The sequence below is a fragment of the Roseivivax halodurans JCM 10272 genome, from assembly GCF_000521785.1.
Taxonomy (GTDB): Bacteria; Pseudomonadota; Alphaproteobacteria; order Rhodobacterales; family Rhodobacteraceae; genus Roseivivax; species Roseivivax halodurans.
In genome coordinates, this window is sequence record NZ_JALZ01000026.1 from 21,407 (window position 1) to 36,673 (window position 15,267).

16 protein-coding genes are annotated in these 15,267 nt (G+C 65.8%); 10 read left to right on the forward strand and 6 right to left on the reverse strand.

The features are described from left to right. Positions 1 to 185: 185 nt before the first annotated feature. Positions 186 to 1,118, forward strand: a complete 933-nt coding sequence (locus tag OCH239_RS16640) for an isoaspartyl peptidase/L-asparaginase family protein (protein WP_037265155.1) — start codon at positions 186 to 188, stop codon at positions 1,116 to 1,118. A 45-nt stretch (positions 1,119 to 1,163) separates the two neighbouring features. Here OCH239_RS16640 and OCH239_RS16645 read toward each other — a convergent pair whose 3' ends face one another. Beyond that, entirely contained in the window at positions 1,164 to 1,949 is a 786-nt protein-coding gene (locus OCH239_RS16645; protein WP_037265103.1) for an ion transporter, read from the reverse strand. Positions 1,950 to 2,244: 295 nt separating this feature from the next. Here OCH239_RS16645 and OCH239_RS21775 point away from each other — a divergent pair, with 295 nt between their 5' ends. Further along, positions 2,245 to 2,814, forward strand: a complete 570-nt coding sequence (locus tag OCH239_RS21775) for an antibiotic biosynthesis monooxygenase family protein (RefSeq protein ID WP_051489551.1) — start codon at positions 2,245 to 2,247, stop codon at positions 2,812 to 2,814. Positions 2,815 to 2,854: 40 nt separating this feature from the next. On the opposite strand, the gene OCH239_RS16655 is transcribed toward OCH239_RS21775, so the two are convergent. The 5 genes from OCH239_RS16655 to OCH239_RS16675 form a co-directional block, all read right to left on the reverse strand. Next, positions 2,855 to 3,514, reverse strand: coding sequence for a hypothetical protein (locus tag OCH239_RS16655; protein ID WP_051489552.1), 660 nt, complete (start codon positions 3,512 to 3,514; stop codon positions 2,855 to 2,857). 199 nt (positions 3,515 to 3,713) lie between these two features. Next, entirely contained in the window at positions 3,714 to 4,736 is a 1,023-nt protein-coding gene (locus OCH239_RS16660; protein ID WP_037265107.1) for a uroporphyrinogen decarboxylase family protein, read from the reverse strand. A 39-nt stretch (positions 4,737 to 4,775) separates the two neighbouring features. Then, the gene (locus tag OCH239_RS16665) at positions 4,776 to 6,293 is read right to left on the reverse strand and encodes an amidohydrolase family protein (RefSeq protein ID WP_037265110.1); all 1,518 of its coding nucleotides are present in this window, start codon (positions 6,291 to 6,293) and stop codon (positions 4,776 to 4,778) included. Between the two features lie 33 nt (positions 6,294 to 6,326). Next, positions 6,327 to 7,130, reverse strand: coding sequence for an IclR family transcriptional regulator domain-containing protein (locus OCH239_RS16670; RefSeq protein ID WP_037265112.1), 804 nt, complete (start codon positions 7,128 to 7,130; stop codon positions 6,327 to 6,329). A gap of 5 nt (positions 7,131 to 7,135) precedes the next feature. Continuing rightward, the gene (locus OCH239_RS16675; RefSeq protein ID WP_037265114.1) at positions 7,136 to 7,999 is read right to left on the reverse strand and encodes a dioxygenase family protein; all 864 of its coding nucleotides are present in this window, start codon (positions 7,997 to 7,999) and stop codon (positions 7,136 to 7,138) included. A gap of 130 nt (positions 8,000 to 8,129) precedes the next feature. Between OCH239_RS16675 and OCH239_RS16680 the strand changes: the two genes are divergently transcribed. The 8 genes from OCH239_RS16680 to OCH239_RS16715 all read left to right on the forward strand — a co-directional run bounded on the left by OCH239_RS16680 (position 8,130) and on the right by OCH239_RS16715 (position 15,190). Beyond that, positions 8,130 to 8,942, forward strand: coding sequence for a citryl-CoA lyase (locus OCH239_RS16680; RefSeq protein WP_037265117.1), 813 nt, complete (start codon positions 8,130 to 8,132; stop codon positions 8,940 to 8,942). 10 nt (positions 8,943 to 8,952) lie between these two features. Next, positions 8,953 to 10,098 carry a CaiB/BaiF CoA transferase family protein gene (locus OCH239_RS16685; RefSeq protein ID WP_037265120.1) on the forward strand — a complete coding sequence of 382 codons (1,146 nt, stop codon included), beginning with the start codon at positions 8,953 to 8,955 and terminating at the stop codon, positions 10,096 to 10,098. Between the two features lie 12 nt (positions 10,099 to 10,110). Beyond that, complete coding sequence (locus tag OCH239_RS16690; RefSeq protein ID WP_037265123.1) at positions 10,111 to 10,509, forward strand: YciI family protein; 399 nt, start codon at positions 10,111 to 10,113, stop codon at positions 10,507 to 10,509. Between the two features lie 26 nt (positions 10,510 to 10,535). Next, positions 10,536 to 11,615, forward strand: coding sequence for a C4-dicarboxylate TRAP transporter substrate-binding protein (locus tag OCH239_RS16695; protein WP_037265125.1), 1,080 nt, complete (start codon positions 10,536 to 10,538; stop codon positions 11,613 to 11,615). Between the two features lie 4 nt (positions 11,616 to 11,619). Further along, the gene (locus OCH239_RS16700) at positions 11,620 to 12,174 is read left to right on the forward strand and encodes a TRAP transporter small permease subunit (RefSeq protein ID WP_037265129.1); all 555 of its coding nucleotides are present in this window, start codon (positions 11,620 to 11,622) and stop codon (positions 12,172 to 12,174) included. Then, complete coding sequence (locus tag OCH239_RS16705; protein WP_037265132.1) at positions 12,171 to 13,484, forward strand: TRAP transporter large permease; 1,314 nt, start codon at positions 12,171 to 12,173, stop codon at positions 13,482 to 13,484. The genes OCH239_RS16700 and OCH239_RS16705 overlap by 4 nt, the downstream gene beginning before the upstream one ends. A 17-nt stretch (positions 13,485 to 13,501) precedes the next feature. Next, positions 13,502 to 14,071: an NADPH-dependent FMN reductase gene (locus OCH239_RS16710; protein ID WP_037265135.1), complete on the forward strand. Its 570-nt coding sequence runs from the start codon at positions 13,502 to 13,504 to the stop codon at positions 14,069 to 14,071. Positions 14,072 to 14,245: 174 nt separating this feature from the next. After that, positions 14,246 to 15,190: a DMT family transporter gene (locus OCH239_RS16715; RefSeq protein WP_244430378.1), complete on the forward strand. Its 945-nt coding sequence runs from the start codon at positions 14,246 to 14,248 to the stop codon at positions 15,188 to 15,190. Positions 15,191 to 15,267 lie beyond the last annotated feature (77 nt).

Here is a 15,267-nt window from a genome sequence, read left to right on the forward strand (position 1 = left end):
TTCATCACCAGGGTCCCCCGATACGCGGTTACCGCGACTTTCAACTCTCTGGAAGGTTTATCAGTAAGCGATTAAGCGATCGTTGGAAACTGGGACGTCGCGGTCGCTCGATGCGGTGTCCATATTCAAGATAGGGGCGCTTCGCGCGAAGTCGCCCGCTTTTTGGGCGCATGAAGGACGGAACGATGTCAAAGACCAGCGGATACAGCCTCGCGATCCATGGCGGAGCCGGCGTTCTGCCGCGCGAACGCATGACAGCCGAGCGCGAGGCCGCCACGCATGCCGCTCTCGGGCGAGTGCTTTCGGCGGGTGAGGCGGTGCTCTCCGGCGGCGGCTCGGCGCTCGATGCCGTGACCGAGGCGGTGGCCGCGCTCGAGGACGAGCCGCTCTTCAACGCGGGCCGGGGCGCGGTCTTCACGCGCGACGGCAAGCACGAGATGGACGCCGCGGTGATGGTCGGCAGGGACCGCTCCGCCGGTGCGGTCGCAGGCATCTGCGGGCCGCGCAACCCGGTTCGGCTGGCGCGTGCGGTGATGGAGCGGACGAGCCACGTCCTGATGATCGGCGAAGGCGCGCTCGGCATCGCACGTGACGCAGGGCTCGCATTCGAAGACGACGCGTACTTCTTCACGCAGGAACGCTGGGACAGTCTGCAGGAAACCTTGCGTATGGAGCAGTCGGGCGAGCTCGACGACGATCCCGCCCGCCGTCACGGAACGGTCGGAGCCGTTGCGCGAGACGCCGAGGGACGTCTCGCCGCGGCGACGTCGACAGGGGGCATGACCGCCAAGAGGGCGGGGCGGGTCGGCGACAGCCCGGTGATCGGCGCGGGAACATTCGCGGATGACGGAACCTGCGCGATCTCCGCCACCGGAGACGGCGAGGCGTTCCTGCGCCTGTCGGTCGCGCACGAGATCGATGCGCGGATGCGCCTGCGCGGCGAGAGCCTCCGCAGCGCTGCCGAGGCGGTGATCGGCTCGGATCTCGAGGCCATCGGCGGCTCGGGCGGGCTCATCGCGATCGACCGCGACGGCGCGATCGTCACTCCGTACAATTGCGAAGGCATGTATCGCGGATGGGTGCTCGGATCGGGCGAGCGGGAGACCGCGATCTACTGAGCCGGGCAGGTCGCGAGGACCTGTCTGGAAGCCGTGCGCTTGGGATCACTCGCCGCGCCGCTCGCTGTCGAAGAGGCGCTGCTCGATGGAATCGAGGCGCTTGAGGACCTCGTCGCGATAGTCCGCGGTGGCGGCGTTCGATTCCTGCGCGTGGGCGTCCTGCATGCTGTTCACGATCAGGCCGACCACGAGGTTCACCACCGCGAAGGTCGTGATCAGGATGAAGGGCACGAAGAATATCCACGCATAGGGATAGACCTCCATCACCGGGCGGACGATCCCCATCGACCAGCTCTCGAGCGTCATGATCTGGAAGAGGGAATAGGCGGAATGGGGGATGTTGCCGAACCACTCCGGAAACGTGTCCCCGAAGAGCTTCGTCGCCATGACCGATGCGATGTAGAAGATCAGTGCCATCAGAAGGAAGACGGATGCCATGCCGGGCAGCGCCGAGACGAAGCCCTCGACCACCCGGCGCAGCGTCGGCGCGACCGAGATGATCCGGAGAAGCCTGAGAATGCGCAGCGCCCGGAGCACCGAAAGCCCTTGGGTGGCGGGCACAAGAGCGATGGCGACGATGGCGAAATCGAAGACGTTCCAGCCCGATCGGAAGAACGAAGGCCCGCGCGCGAAGATCTTCAGCGCGATCTCGACCACGAAGATCGAGAGGCACAGCATGTCGAGAAAGACGATGAGGCCCCCGGCGGCCGCCATCACCGTGTCGGATGTCTCGAGCCCGAGCACCACCGCGTTGAAGAGGATCACGCCCGTGATGAAGTTTCGCGTCACCTCGCGGTCGAGTGCTTCGGCAACTCGGTCTCTGATCGACATGCCCATCTCCGTTTCGGGAACCCGCCCCTCTATGCGGAAGGAGCCTTCGCGACACAAGACGCCGCCGGAAGCGGCAGGCCGACGCCGAATCTTTGCCAAATTGCCGCTCAAGCTGCCTTGCTTTGGCTATGGCTCCGCGAGCCGATCCTGACCGCCGAAACTTGCGCGATCCGCCCGGCCATGCTTGCGTGATCGACACGGGCCGTCCGGCCAACCATCCGTCGGCGGCACCCAGAGTTGCGGCGGATAGGCTTCGGCCTGTGAGGGCCTGCGACCGGTCGCGAAAGGAATGGTAATGCACGCGCTCTTCTTCGAGATGCGACCTAAGCCGGGGCATCTCGACCATTACTTCGACCACGTGGCCCGATTGCGGCCGGTGCTCGACCGCCACCGGGGGCTGGTCTTTCTCGAACGCTACGGCTCCCTGAGCGATCCCGACCTCCTGCTGTCGCATCAGCTTTGGGACAGCGAGGAGGCGATCGCCGGCTGGAGAGCGGATGCCCAGCACCGCCGCTCGCAGACGGCGGGCAGGACGGTGCATTTCGCGGATTACCGGATCAGGGTCGGGGAGCGGATATGGCACCGGGCGCCCGGCACCGCCACCACGGAGTCCCGGGCGGATGTGGCCGCGAGCCGCTCCTGCGTTCTGGCGCTCTACGGTACGCGACCGCTCACGGACGGAGGCCTTTCAGCCTTCGAGAGCTTCACCCGGAAGGGCCGCTACATCTCACTCGGGGCCTTCGAAACGCCGTCCCGGGCCCACGACGTGATCGCGCGCGGCGAGCTGATCGGAGTTGACGAGATGGCGCTCTATGGCATCCACCGCGACTACGGTCAGTTCGACCGCTCCGAGGCGCCGGACTAGTCCGTGATGTTTGTGGCGGAGGGACCGGGCGAGCTCCGCTCTACCCTCGGCGGCGCATCTCTGCGGTCGGCGCCCCTCCCGCGACGGGCGGTAGAAAGGCCGCGGACAAGGCATCGAGCGCCGCGCAAACGTCCGCGTATGCGTCCTCCCGGCGCTTCTTGGCCCGCAGCTTGCGCGCAAGCTCGGACCCTTTGGTTTCCGCTTCTTCGGCCAGGATGAGGAGCGCCATTTCGCGAATGACATGATAGACCTGTTCCGCGCCGTCCTCGTCCATCACGCTCGCGATCGCCTCAGGCATCGGGCATTCCTCCAGCATGCCTGTCAGGACCGGGCCGTGCTTGCTTTCGGCGGCGCGGGCCAGACAGGCTTCGGTGATGCCGGACATTTCGCAGCTGAAGGTCGCAAGCTCCATCCGCGCCTCCTGACTGTTGTAGCCCTGCTGCCGCACAAGCCTGATCCCGTCGCCGGTGCCGTCAGTCGCGATCTGCAGCCCGTCGATATCGAGTTCGGCGGCGACAGGTGCGCCGAGGGCCTCCTGCAGTCCGAGGGTTTCCACCAGCAGGACCACCCGCACCAGATCCGCAGCCGCAATGTCGCAGGCGAGGCGCTGGATGCCCCCGCGGTCGGCGGCGCGATAGCTCAGAGCGAGACGGGCGCCGCCGTCGCGGCGCATATCGACTGAAAAGGTCTTCGGAGTCATGCCCCGCCCATACGCCCTCCCGGTCCGGAGAGGAAGACGCCGGAAAGGAGGGCCCTCCGTTGATTTCCTACGTCAATAATGAAATTTCGGATGTGGGGCGCGGTATTCCGGGGTGCGTCCCCGGTTCGACAGGCGAGTTTTGGCGGTCGCACCGTAGCCTTTGCGCGACCGGAGCGTTCCGCGCCATGGCTTTGGCGGGCTATTGGAGTTCCGCCCGCACGAGGGCGGCTCCCTCTGCCATGGCCCGAATCTTGCCGAAGGCCGTCTCGCGGGGCAGGTATTTGAGGCCGCAATCGGGGGCGACGATCACCTTTGCGGGATCGACATGCGGTAAGGCGCGGCGGATGCGCTCGGCAATGATTTCGGGCGTTTCGACCTCCGGGTCGGAGAGATCCAGCACTCCGAGGATGATCGACTTTCCCCGCAGATGTTCGAGGACGGAAGTGTCGAGATTCGATTGCGCCGTCTCGATCGAGATCTGGTCGCAGGCGCATCCCTGCATCTGCGGAAGGAAGGAATAGCCTTCGGGCCGCTCGTGGATGATCGCGGCGTAGCCGAAGCAGATGTGCACGGCGGTCGTTCCGGCCGCGCCGTCGAGCGCGGCGTTCAGCGCGTCGAGTCCGTACTCTTCGGCCGCCTCGGGGCGGGCCTGCATGTAAGGCTCGTCGAGCTGCACGATGTCGGCGCCGGCGGCGAAGAGGTCTGCGATTTCCTCGCGCACCGCCGCGGCGTAGGCGAGCGCCAGTGCGCGCGGATCGCCGTAATGATCGTCCTGCGCCTGCTGCGACATGATGAACGGGCCCGGCACGGTCATCTTGACCAGGCGGTCGGTGTGTCGCTTGAGGAACTTCAGATCCTCCACCTCGACAGCATGCATGCGCCGGATTTCTCCGGTCACCCGCGGGACCGGGTTGGGGTGGCCTGAGCGGTCTAGCGCGGTTCCGGGATTGTCGATGTCTACCCCGGCGAGCGCCGTCGCGAAGCGGTTGGAATAGCTCTCGCGCCGGATCTCACCATCGGTGATGATGTCGAGGCCGGCCTCCTCCTGCAGCTTGATGGCGGCGATCGTGGCGTCGTTCTGGGCTTCCTCGAGATGCTCTTCGGGAATGCGCCAGAGCTCCTTGGCGCGGGTGCGCGGGGGAAAACGTCCGCCAAGCTTGGCGCGGTCGATGAGCCAGTCGGGTTGGCAATAGCTTCCGACGAGGGATGTGGGCAGCAGCATGGGACAATCTCGCAGTTAAGGGCGCCAAGGCACCGGATGTCAGATCGCGAAGAGGTCGCGCTCAACGCCGGCGGTCTCGAAGAGGTAGTCGCGGCTCGAGGTGAGTTCCTCGCGCAGGCGGGCGATGTCGAAACCGACCATCTGCCCGCGCCATTTCTTCACCTGTCCAGCCACCAGAACCGTGTCGACATTCGAACGCTCCATCAACGTCACGACCGCGCCCGGTGCGTTGTTGAGCGGGGCCACGTTCAGCGCTTCGGCATCGAGCAGGACGATATCGGCCGCCTTCCCGGGCGTGAGACTGCCCGTCACGGCCTCGAGCCCGAGACCCCGCGCGCCATCGATCGTGGCGTGGCGGATCGCGTCGGGGCATTGCATCAGCGCCGGGTAATCCTCGGCCCCGGACAGCGCCGCCTCGTTGGCGAACATCCGTTGCAAGGTGATCAGACCGCGCATCTGCGTGAAGGGATCGGCGGTCATGGTGCATTCGACGTCCGAGGAGAGGGACACCGACATCCCGAGATCGATCGCCTTCTGGATCGGGGGAGTGCCGTGGCGCATGTGCATCTCGATCGGAACGGCGAGCGAGACATGGGCGCCGGCATCCGCGGCCGCCTGCCACGCCATGTCCGACATGCCCGTCATGTGGATGAAGATGTTGTCCGCGCCGAACTCGCCCCCCTGCGCCAACTGGTCGAAGGCGTCCGCCATACCGAAGGTGCCGACCACGTGGAGCGCGATCGGAAGGCCAAGCTCGCGGCCGATCTTCCAGCTCGTCTCGTAGCCTGGCAGGTAGATCTCTCCGCCCATGACCATCGTCACGAGCTGATCGTCGGATGAGAAATATCGCTCACGGATGCGCCGCGCGTCCTGAGGATACTGGCTGCGCTCGCCGTGGCCCTCGAAATAGCCGAAGACGGCACGTCGCCCGGCGTCCTGCAGACCTTCGATGGCGGCGTCGGAATGTTCGGGGCTGTGGTGGATCTGGCTGACATCCATCACGGTCGTCACGCCCGCGTCGAGTTGAGCTATCCCAGCAAAGAGCTCGTTGATGTAGACGTCCTCGGACCGGTAGACCATTGAGAATGTCTGCAGGATCGTCTCGTAATAATTGGTGGCGTTCACCTCCCGCCCGTCGTTGATCAGGATCCCGTGTGCGAGCTGGCTGCGCAGGGCCGTCTCGAACTGGTGGTGATGGGTGTCGATGAAACCGGGCATGACGATCTTGCCTGCAGCCTCGATCACCGCCGCGTCTGGCGCATCGATCGAGGCGGCGACCTCGACGATCCGTCCGCCCTCGATCAGCACGTCGCCGGCGGGAAAGTTGCCCACGCTCTCGTCGACCGAGATGATCGTGCCGCCCCGGATCAGGGTCTGCCGCCCCGGCTCCCCGATACCTGCGGGGATGGTGCCTTCGGCACTCTCCTGTGCGCGGGCCGATCCGCCGATCGTCGCGCCGCTCGCCGCCGCCACGCCGCCGATGGCGGAGGCCTTCAGGAAGTCGCGGCGCGTGGGGCAGGGCAGCCGGGGCCGCTTCGGATCGCACAATCTGCACATCGGATGTCGTCTCCTCCGGAGTCGTGAGCGGGATCAGCCGGTGAGGGCCGATCCCAGGACGGGATAGCGCGCGAGCTGATGCGCGATGTGGGATGCGGTGGCGCGGAGTTCCGGCAGACGTTCGAGGACAAGCTGTTCGGGAGTGACGAGCCCGGTATAGCCGGAGCTGTTGAGCGCGGCGATCGTGCGTCCCTCCGCGTTGCGGATCGGCACGGCGATGGCGGTGATGCCGTAATCGAGCTGGTCGACGGTGGTGGCGTAGCCCTGATCCCGCACGCGGTCGAGCTCTTCGGCGAGACGGCAGGGATCGGTGCAGGTGCGCGAGGTCAGTGCCTGAGGCGCAAGCCGGGCGAGCCACGCCTCGCGCTCTGCCGCTTCCATGCCCGCCACGATGACCCGGCCCATCGAGGTGGCGAATGCGGGATACCGCACGCCGACGACCGCCGCGGCGCGGCGGGCGCGCTGGACCGACACGTGCGCGATGTAGATCACGTCGTGTCCGTCGAGCGTGCCGACCGAGGAGGCATCGCCGAACCGGTCGACCACGTTCTTCAGTTCGGGTTGGAGGACCTCGTCGATCCGGGCCGAGGCGTAGAACGCCGATCCCAGGGTCATGATCTTGGGGGTCAGGTGGAACTGCTTGCCGTGCCGCGCGACGTAGCCGAGGGATTCGAGCGTGATGAGGCTGCGGCGCGCCGCGGCAGGGGTGAGATTGACCACCTTCGCCACTTCGCTGAGCGTCATTTCGGGGCGCGTGCCGTCGAAGCTTTCGAGGACCGAGAGGCCCTTGGCCAGCGCTTCGACGAAATCGGCAGGTCTTTCTGGTCTATCTTCCAAACGTGTCAGCCCTCCGGAGCCAGGACGAAATCGAACTCGAAAACCGCGTCGGGTTTCACGCTGAGATCGTAGTCGAACTGCTCGGCCTTCCGCACGGGCTGAACCTTGGCGATGAGGGATTTTCGCACGCCGAACACCGCGTCGTTGTCGAGATACTCGGTATTCTCGAAGAAGACCTCGGTGGTGATGTCGGCCATGCCCGGCGCACGGACGATGTAGTGGAGATGCGCGGCGCGCCACGCGTGCCGGTTGCCGGCGCGAAGAAGCTCTCCGACCGGCCCGTCATAGGGCACCGTGTAGGGTTTCGGCAGAACGGTCGTGTAATAGTAGCGGCCGTCGCCGTCGCAGGTGAACTTGCCGCGCAGATCCATCTTGTCCTGCCCGTGCTCCTGTTCCTGGATCGGGTAGGTGCCCGATCCGTCCGCCTGCCAAGTGTCAATGGTCGCGCCGGGCAGCGCCTTGTGCAACGTGTCCGTCACCTTGCCATGGACGAGCACGATGGCGCCGTCGCGCCCCTCGGAGAGATCCGCGCCAAGCGCCTTATCCGGCGCGTCGTCAAGGTAGAACGGCCCGAGATTCGAGCCTTCGGTGGCACCGCCGCGCGTATTGATCATGTCGACGAGCGCCGAGAAGCCGAGCACGTCCGAAAGCAGGATGAATTCGTGACGCTCCGGAGTGGAGATCTTCCCGCAATCGTAGAGAAAGTTCAGGACCCGCATCCATTCCGCATGGGTGAGGCTGTTCTCGCGCGTGAAGTCGTGCAGGTGCTCGATCAGACCGTGCAGCAATTGCTCGAACCGGCTTCCGGGTTCGGTGGCAAAGCTTTCCTTGACCGCATCGGTGATCTTGAACTGGTTGATTTCACGCATTCCGTCCCCCCTTGCCAGTCGTTGCGCGTCGCTCAACGCATGCGCAACAAACCTGCTTGACGTGACGGTACGCGCCGACATACGCTTCGGCAAGTGCAAAAAGTTTCGCAATGCGAAAAACGGAGGGGCGATGCGCATCGGGAAGCAGGACCAGAGTTTTACCGCCATCGCGACTTCCGATGCGGAGAGCATCACCGTGCGCGGGCTCGATCTGTGCGACGATCTGATCGGCAGGATCGGCTTTACGGATTATTTCTGGCTGCTCGTGACGGGCGATGCGCCGAGCGAAGCGCAGCGCCGGATGATGGATGCCTGTCTCGTCGCCATCGCCGAGCACGGTCTTGTCCCCTCTGTGCAAGCCGCTCGGATGACGCTCGCGGCCGGACCGGATGCTTGGCAGGGCGCGATGTCCGCGGGCCTCCTCGGAATGGGCAGCGTCGTCGCGGGCTCGTCCGAGGTCGCGGCGCAATATCTGCAGGAGGTTCTCGACAAGGCCGAAGCGGACGGAACCGATGTCGAGACCGCCGCGGTCGAGAGCCTGAAGGGTCTCAAGGCCGCGAAGAAGAAGGTGCCGGGGCTCGGGCATCCGCAGCACAATACCGGCGATCCGCGCGCCAACCGGCTGATTGAACTCGCGGACGAGTGGGGCGTCACGGGCCGTTACGTCGAGACGCTGCGCATCCTCGGCCGACACGCCCCCGAGATCACCGGGCGGCCGCTGCCGATCAACGTCTCCGGCGCGATCCCAGCTGTGATCCTCGATGCGGGCTGGCCGCTGGAGGCGATCAAGGCGGTTCCGTTGCTGGCGCGCACCGCGGGGCTCTCGGCGCATCTCTACGAGGAAAGCCTGCGCTCCATCGGATTCATCATGTCGAACCACGCCGACCAGGCGATCAGCTACGACGGGGTCGCATCGCCGAAGTCCCGGGCTGAAAAGGGCTGAGGAGGGGCGGATGGTCAAGATCCTGCGCGACGTCCGGGTGGTCGAGCTCGGCACATACATCACCGGTCCGGCTTGCGGCATGCACCTCGCCGATCTCGGCGCCGACGTGATCAAGGTCGAGCGCCCGGGCTCGGGCGATCCGTTCCGCGCCTTCAAGGGCGGGCTCTATTCGCCGCATTACCAGACCTACAACCGCAACAAGCGGTCGATCGCGCTCGATACCAAGGAGGAGGAGGATCTCGCAATCTTTCACGAGCTGATCGCGAGCGCCGACATCTTCATCCAAAACTTCCGCCCGGGCGTGGCCGACCGCCTCGGCGCGGGCGAGGAGAAACTCCGCCGCATCAACCCCAAGCTCGTCTATTGCGCGATCTCAGGCTTCGGGGCCTCCGGGCCGTCCCGAGACCGGCCTGTCTACGATTCAGTGGCACAGGCGGCGAGCGGATACCTGCGGCTGCTGACCCCGCCCACCAATCCGCGCGTCATCGGGCCCGCAATCGCGGACGCGATCACCGGCCAGTACGCCGCCATGGCCTGCATCGCCGCGCTTCTCGAACGCGAGAAAGGCGGACAGGGGCGCCGGGTCGATATCTCGATGCTCGAGGCGATGTGCCACTTCAATCTCGACGCCTTCACCCACTATTACAGCGTCGGCGAGATCATGGGACCGCTGTCGCGCCCGACCGTCTCGCAGAGCTACACGTTCGAGTGCGCCGACGGGAAGTGGATCGCCTTCCACCTCTCGAGCCCCGAGAAGTTCTGGGAGGGGCTTCTCTCCGCGACGGGACAGGAGCAGCTCGGCGAGGATCCCCGTTTCAACGAGCGACTGCAGCGGATCGAGCATCAGGACGATCTGATCGCGCATTTCGCGCCGGTCTTCGCCTCGAAACCGAGGGACGAATGGTGCGCGCTGCTGCTCGAGCACGAGGTTCCGCACGCGCCCGCCTACGACGCCTCCGAGGCGCTCGAGGATCCGCAGGCGCAGCATCTCAACATCAAGGTGACCGCGCCGAGCTCGGAGCTCGGCACCTTCACCACCGTGCGCCCGCCCTACAATTTCGACGGCGCGGCGCAGACGGATGTTCTCGCCCCGCCGACGCTCGACGAGCATGGCGAGGAGATCCGCGAAGAGCTGCGCAAGCGGCGCGCGGGCTGAGGAGAGGCCGCCATGACAGGAACGCCCGACTCCGTGCCCGCCGCCGACGTGAAGAAGGCGAGCAAGGACATGCTGCAGAAGCAGCTCTACGCCATCTTCACCAAACCGACGAACGGCATGGGCCCGGTCTTCGAGCATCTCGAGGCGCATCTGGCCTACCAAGTCGGCCTCGAGACGGACGGGAGGCTCTTTTCCGCGGAGCCGATGTGGACCGATGACGAGGAGAGCTGGGAAGGCGAGGGGCTCGTCGTCGTGCGCGCGGCCTCGCGCCAGGACGCCATCGCGATCGCGCAGGACGATCCGATGCACAAAGCGGGCGCCCGCGAGTTCCACGTGCGCCCGTGGATGATCAACGAGGGCACCGTGACGGTCCGGCTCGATCTGTCGAGCCAGAGGTTCGAGATCGTCTGAGACGTCTTTCAGGGAGGAGACCCGACATGAAACATCTGCTTGGTACCGCACTTGGCTGTGCGCTGGCACTGCCCGCCGCCACCTTCGCGCAGGAGACCATCCCCCTCACGGTGGCATCGAGCCATCCGACGGTGATCCCGTGGGTCGGCATGATCCAGACCCATTTCATGGCGCGCACCGACGAGATTCTCGCGGAGGGCGGCAACTACCAGATCGAATGGAACGAGGCCTTCGGCGGACAGCTCTACAAGGCGAACGCGACGCTCGACTCGGTCGAGCAGGGCATCACCGATATCGGCTGGGTGTTCTCGTTCCTAGAGCCCGCGAAGCTGCCGCTGAGCCAGGCCTCGTCCTACGCGCCGTTCTCGACCGCAGACGCCTCCATGCAGCTCGAGGTCATGGCTGAGCTCTTCGAGACCAACGAGGCCTTCCGGAACGAGTGGGAGCAGTACAACCTCAAGGTCCTCGGCTTCACGGGGACCGACAGCTACGACGTCTACGCCAAGGAGGAGCTCTCCGGATTCTCCGATCTCGACGGCATGAAGCTGTCGGCGCCTGGCGTGCTCGGCAACTGGCTGCGCGGGACCGGGGCCAACGCGGTCGATGGTGCGCTCACCACGTTCTACACCGACATCCAGACCGGTGTGTCGGATGGCGTTCTGTCCCTCGCGCTCGGCGTGCTGCCGGCCAAGATCTACGAGGTCGCCCCCTTTGTTCACCGCTACGACCTGGGCGTGGCCTATTCGGGCGCGGTCGCGATCAACCGCGACAGCTGGGACAGCCTGCCCGAAGAGGTCCAGACCGCCATGATCGAGGCGGGCGAATACTACACCGAGAGCCACGGCCGGGACCTCAACGAGCGGCACGAGGCCGCGCTTGAGGCGATGGTCGAAGCCGGGGCGCAGCAATCGCCGCCCGTCAAGATCATCGAGGTCGGCGAGGCGGACCGCGAGGCCTGGGTCCAGGCCATGCCGAACATCGCCAAGGAATGGGCCGACGGTCTTGAAGAGCAGGGCATCCCGGCGCGGGAGTTCATGCGCGCCTATCTCGACGGGATCCGCGAGCGGGGCGGGGAACCGGTGCGCGCCTGGGACGACGAGCTCTGATCCCGTGAGGTCCGAAACCGACAGCGAAGACGGTGCCGAGCTTCGGCACCGGTCCGCACCGGAGCGGATCTGGGCCCTGGTGGTCGACGCTCTCGCCGCGCTCGGAACGTTCCTGATCGCGGGGCTGATGCTGCTCATCTGTGCAGATATCGTCGCACGGAACGGGATGGGCTCTTCGCTGCCCCTGATTTCGGAGCTCGGAGCGCTTCTCCTCGTCATGATCGTCTGTCTTCAGCTTGCCGCGACGATCAGGGCCGACCGTCTTGCGCGAGCCGGACTCTTCATCACCCCCGTGAGCGCCTCACGCCCGCGTACGGGGGCCGCGTTCGAAGCCGCCTTCTGCCTTGTCGGCGCCCTGATGGTCGGGATGATGGCCTGGGCGACGCTCGATGTGCTGGCGGCCGACTGGGAGCGTGGCGAGTTCATCGGCACGCCCGGTCTCGGCACCCTTCCCACATGGCCGTTCCGCCTCCTCATCCTGATCGGCCTCACGGTCGCGGCGGTCGAATTCCTGGTCCGGGCGCTGCGGTCCCTGCGGCTTGCGGCAGGCGCCGCATGAGCCCGCTCGAGATCGGCTATTCCGCCGTCGGCGGCCTCGTCCTGCTGATCTACCTGGGCATGCCGATCGGCATCGCGATGCTCGGCGTCTCGTTTGTCGGCGTGGCCATGATCCGCAACGATGCCGTCGCGCTGAATATGCTCGGCGCGGTCGGCAACGACAGCCTTCGCGAATATCTCTTCGCCGTGGTGCCTCTCTTCGTGCTGATGGGTCTCCTGGTGACGGTCTCCAATGTCGGCAAGGACACGTTCGACGTCTTCCAGCGCATGATGCGCAACGTGACAGCGGGCCTTGGCATAGCGACGGTCTTCGCCAACGCGGTCTTCGCCTCCATTACCGGCATCTCGATCGCCTCGGCCACGGTCTTCAGCCGTGTCGCCGTGCCGGAAATGACGCGCCACGGCTACACTAAGCGGTTCGCAACCGGGGTCGTCGCCGGCTCTTCGGTTCTCGGCATGCTGATCCCTCCCTCGCTCCTGATGATCGTCTACGCCGTCCTCGCCGAGCAATCGGTCGGACGCATGTTTCTCGCCGGCGTCGGTCCCGGTCTTCTGCTGTCGGTGGTCTTCGCGGTCACGATCTTGATCCTCGCGCGACGCTCCAAGTCCTTCGTGTTCGAGACGACCGACGACGCCGAGGCCTACGCCGACCTCTCTCCAGGCGATTTCATCCGGAAATGCATCCCGATCCTGTCGCTCATGACGGTTGTCCTGGGCGGTCTCTATGGCGGGTTCCTGAACCCGACGGAGGCGGGCGCGGCCGGAGCGGCGGGGGCGCTCGTCATCGCATTGCTCCGCCGTTCGCTGCCCAAGCGCACGCTCTGGAACCTGATGGTGGAGACGGGCCAGATCACCGTGTCGGTGCTGTTCCTGATCCTCGCGGCCACCTTCTTCAGCCGGATGCTGGCGCTCTCCGGAGTGCCGCGGGAACTTGCGGGCCTGTTCCTCGACACCTCCATCGGACCCTACGGATTTCTGATCGCCTACCTTCTTCTGATCATCGTTCTGGGCTGCCTGATCGATTCCATCTCGATCATGCTGATCGTGCTCCCGATCGCCCTGCCGGTGGCGGAGGCCGCAGGCTTCGACCTCATCTGGTTCGGGGTCCTGACCGTGGTGGCGGTCGAGCTGGGATTGCTCACCCCGCCGTTCGGGCTCTCGGTCTATACGATCAAGTCGGCGATCGAGGATCCGGACCTCTCGGTCGGCGACATCTTCCGCGGCACCTTGCCGTTTGTCGCTGCGATGCTCGTGGCTCTGGCGATCCTCGTCATCTTCCCGCCCATCGCGACTTGGCTCGCGCGGCTCTGACGTTTAGCTGAGGCCCTATGACCGAACTTCTCTTCATTCCCGGCAGCCTTCGCGCTGCCTCCGCCTCGCGCGCCACCGCCCGCGCCCTGATCGCACGGCTCCCCGCGGCCGTGAGCGCGCGAACAGCCGATCCGGGCCTTCTGCCGCATTACAACGCGGACCTGACCAACGATGCACACGTCGCGGCCTTCGTCGCCCAGGTCGGGCAGGCGGATGGCATCGTCTTCGTTACGCCCGAATACAACTACAGCATTCCAGGCCTGTTGAAGAACGCGATCGACTGGGCCTCGCGCCCCGCCTACGCGTCGGTCTTCAAGGACAAGCCATGTCTCGTCGTGACGGTCTCGGGCGGACCACTGGGCGGTGTTCGGGCGCAGTCGCACCTCAAATACGTGCTGAACGGCATGCTGGCGCGCGTCCATCCCAGCAAGGAGATCCTTGTGCCGCAGGCAAATGCCAAGATAGAGAACGGCACGCTTGTGGACGAAGCGATCCTCGATTTCGCCGGCGAGATCCTTGACGATTTCGCGTCCAACCTTGCGATCGACGCGACCTCGCACGTCACGGAGCGGCCGCCGATCCCCTAGCCGTGCCGAAGCCGACGCGAAACAGCGCGGGCTCCACAGGTTGACCCCGGCGCATGTCGCCAATACCAACGAGGGGCCGTCGAGATGGCGTCTCGGCGGCATCCCCGTGTCCTGTCCTGAACGCCCGGACCTGTCCGTACCCTCGCCGGTCCTTCGGAGGGTGGAGGAGGTATCATGACTTCGCCAACGGCACATCCGGCGGGAACGTTCGAGCACAAGCGCAGCGGCATGGCCGCGATGGTTCTGGCCATGGCGCTTCTTCCGGTCGGCGACGCGATCTCGAAATCCCTGACCTCCGTCATTCCGCCCTTCGAGGTGACCCTGCTGCGGACGCTTGCGCAAGCGGCGTTCTTCCTGCCCGCCGCCTGGGTCATGCGCCGCCATTTGTCCGGTCCGATCTTCTCGAGGGCATCCCTCGCCTCGGCCGCGCTGATCGTGACCGTGCTCTACGCTCTCATCACCGCCTTCGAGGTCATGCCCATCGCCACGGCGATCTCGATCTTCTTCGTCGAGCCTTTGCTGCTCACGCTGCTTGCGGGTCCCTTTCTCGGGGAGGTGCCGGGTCCGCGCCGCTTCGCCGCGGTGGGCGTGGGGCTCGTGGGCGCGCTGGTCGTGATCCGACCGAATTTTGCGGAGTTCGGACCGGTCGTGTTGCTGCCGCTTCTCGCCGCGCTCGGATACGCGCTCAACATGATCGTCGTGCGTAAGGCGCGGGGCGGGCAATCCCCGCTGAGCTTCCAGTTTGGCGCCTCGCTGCTCGCCGCGGCGCTTCTGCTGTCGATCGAGGCCGCGCGCCTTGCGATCGGTATCGCCCCGGATCTGCCAGTCCTGCCGGATTGGACCGTCTACGCGGTGCTCGCGGCGGGCGCGCTGTCGACGGTGACGTTCCTGCTGATCACCTTCGCCTTCTCCCGGGTCGAAGCGAGCCTTCTCGCCCCGTTCCAGTATCTCGAGATCGTCGGAGCGACCCTCGTCGGCTTCCTGGTCTTCGGCGATATCCCCGATGCGGTCACGTTCCTCGGAACCGGGATCATCCTCTCCTCGGGGATCTACGTCTTTCACCGCGAGCGCCAGCAGGATCGCGCAGACGCGAAGACGGCATTCTCCGGAAGCTCCTGACCCCATAGTCAAGAGATCGATCGCCCAGGGGTATGGTCGGGCTTGTCCCCCGGGCCGCGGGTTCCCGCGGCCCGGGG

Coding starts and splice junctions, on each gene's coding strand:
- OCH239_RS16655 (WP_051489552.1), bottom strand. CDS start 3,514: ATGACTCCGAAGACCTTTTCAGTCGATATGCGCCGCGACGGCGGCGCC.
- OCH239_RS16690 (WP_037265123.1), top strand. CDS start 10,111: ATGACAGGAACGCCCGACTCCGTGCCCGCCGCCGACGTGAAGAAGGCG.
- OCH239_RS16660 (WP_037265107.1), bottom strand. CDS start 4,736: ATGCTGCTGCCCACATCCCTCGTCGGAAGCTATTGCCAACCCGACTGG.
- OCH239_RS16680 (WP_037265117.1), top strand. CDS start 8,130: ATGCGCATCGGGAAGCAGGACCAGAGTTTTACCGCCATCGCGACTTCC.
- OCH239_RS16685 (WP_037265120.1), top strand. CDS start 8,953: ATGGTCAAGATCCTGCGCGACGTCCGGGTGGTCGAGCTCGGCACATAC.
- OCH239_RS16675 (WP_037265114.1), bottom strand. CDS start 7,999: ATGCGTGAAATCAACCAGTTCAAGATCACCGATGCGGTCAAGGAAAGC.
- OCH239_RS16705 (WP_037265132.1), top strand. CDS start 12,171: ATGAGCCCGCTCGAGATCGGCTATTCCGCCGTCGGCGGCCTCGTCCTG.
- OCH239_RS16710 (WP_037265135.1), top strand. CDS start 13,502: ATGACCGAACTTCTCTTCATTCCCGGCAGCCTTCGCGCTGCCTCCGCC.
- OCH239_RS16645 (WP_037265103.1), bottom strand. CDS start 1,949: ATGTCGATCAGAGACCGAGTTGCCGAAGCACTCGACCGCGAGGTGACG.
- OCH239_RS16715 (WP_244430378.1), top strand. CDS start 14,246: ATGACTTCGCCAACGGCACATCCGGCGGGAACGTTCGAGCACAAGCGC.
- OCH239_RS16695 (WP_037265125.1), top strand. CDS start 10,536: ATGAAACATCTGCTTGGTACCGCACTTGGCTGTGCGCTGGCACTGCCC.
- OCH239_RS16665 (WP_037265110.1), bottom strand. CDS start 6,293: ATGTGCAGATTGTGCGATCCGAAGCGGCCCCGGCTGCCCTGCCCCACG.
- OCH239_RS16640 (WP_037265155.1), top strand. CDS start 186: ATGTCAAAGACCAGCGGATACAGCCTCGCGATCCATGGCGGAGCCGGC.
- OCH239_RS21775 (WP_051489551.1), top strand. CDS start 2,245: ATGCACGCGCTCTTCTTCGAGATGCGACCTAAGCCGGGGCATCTCGAC.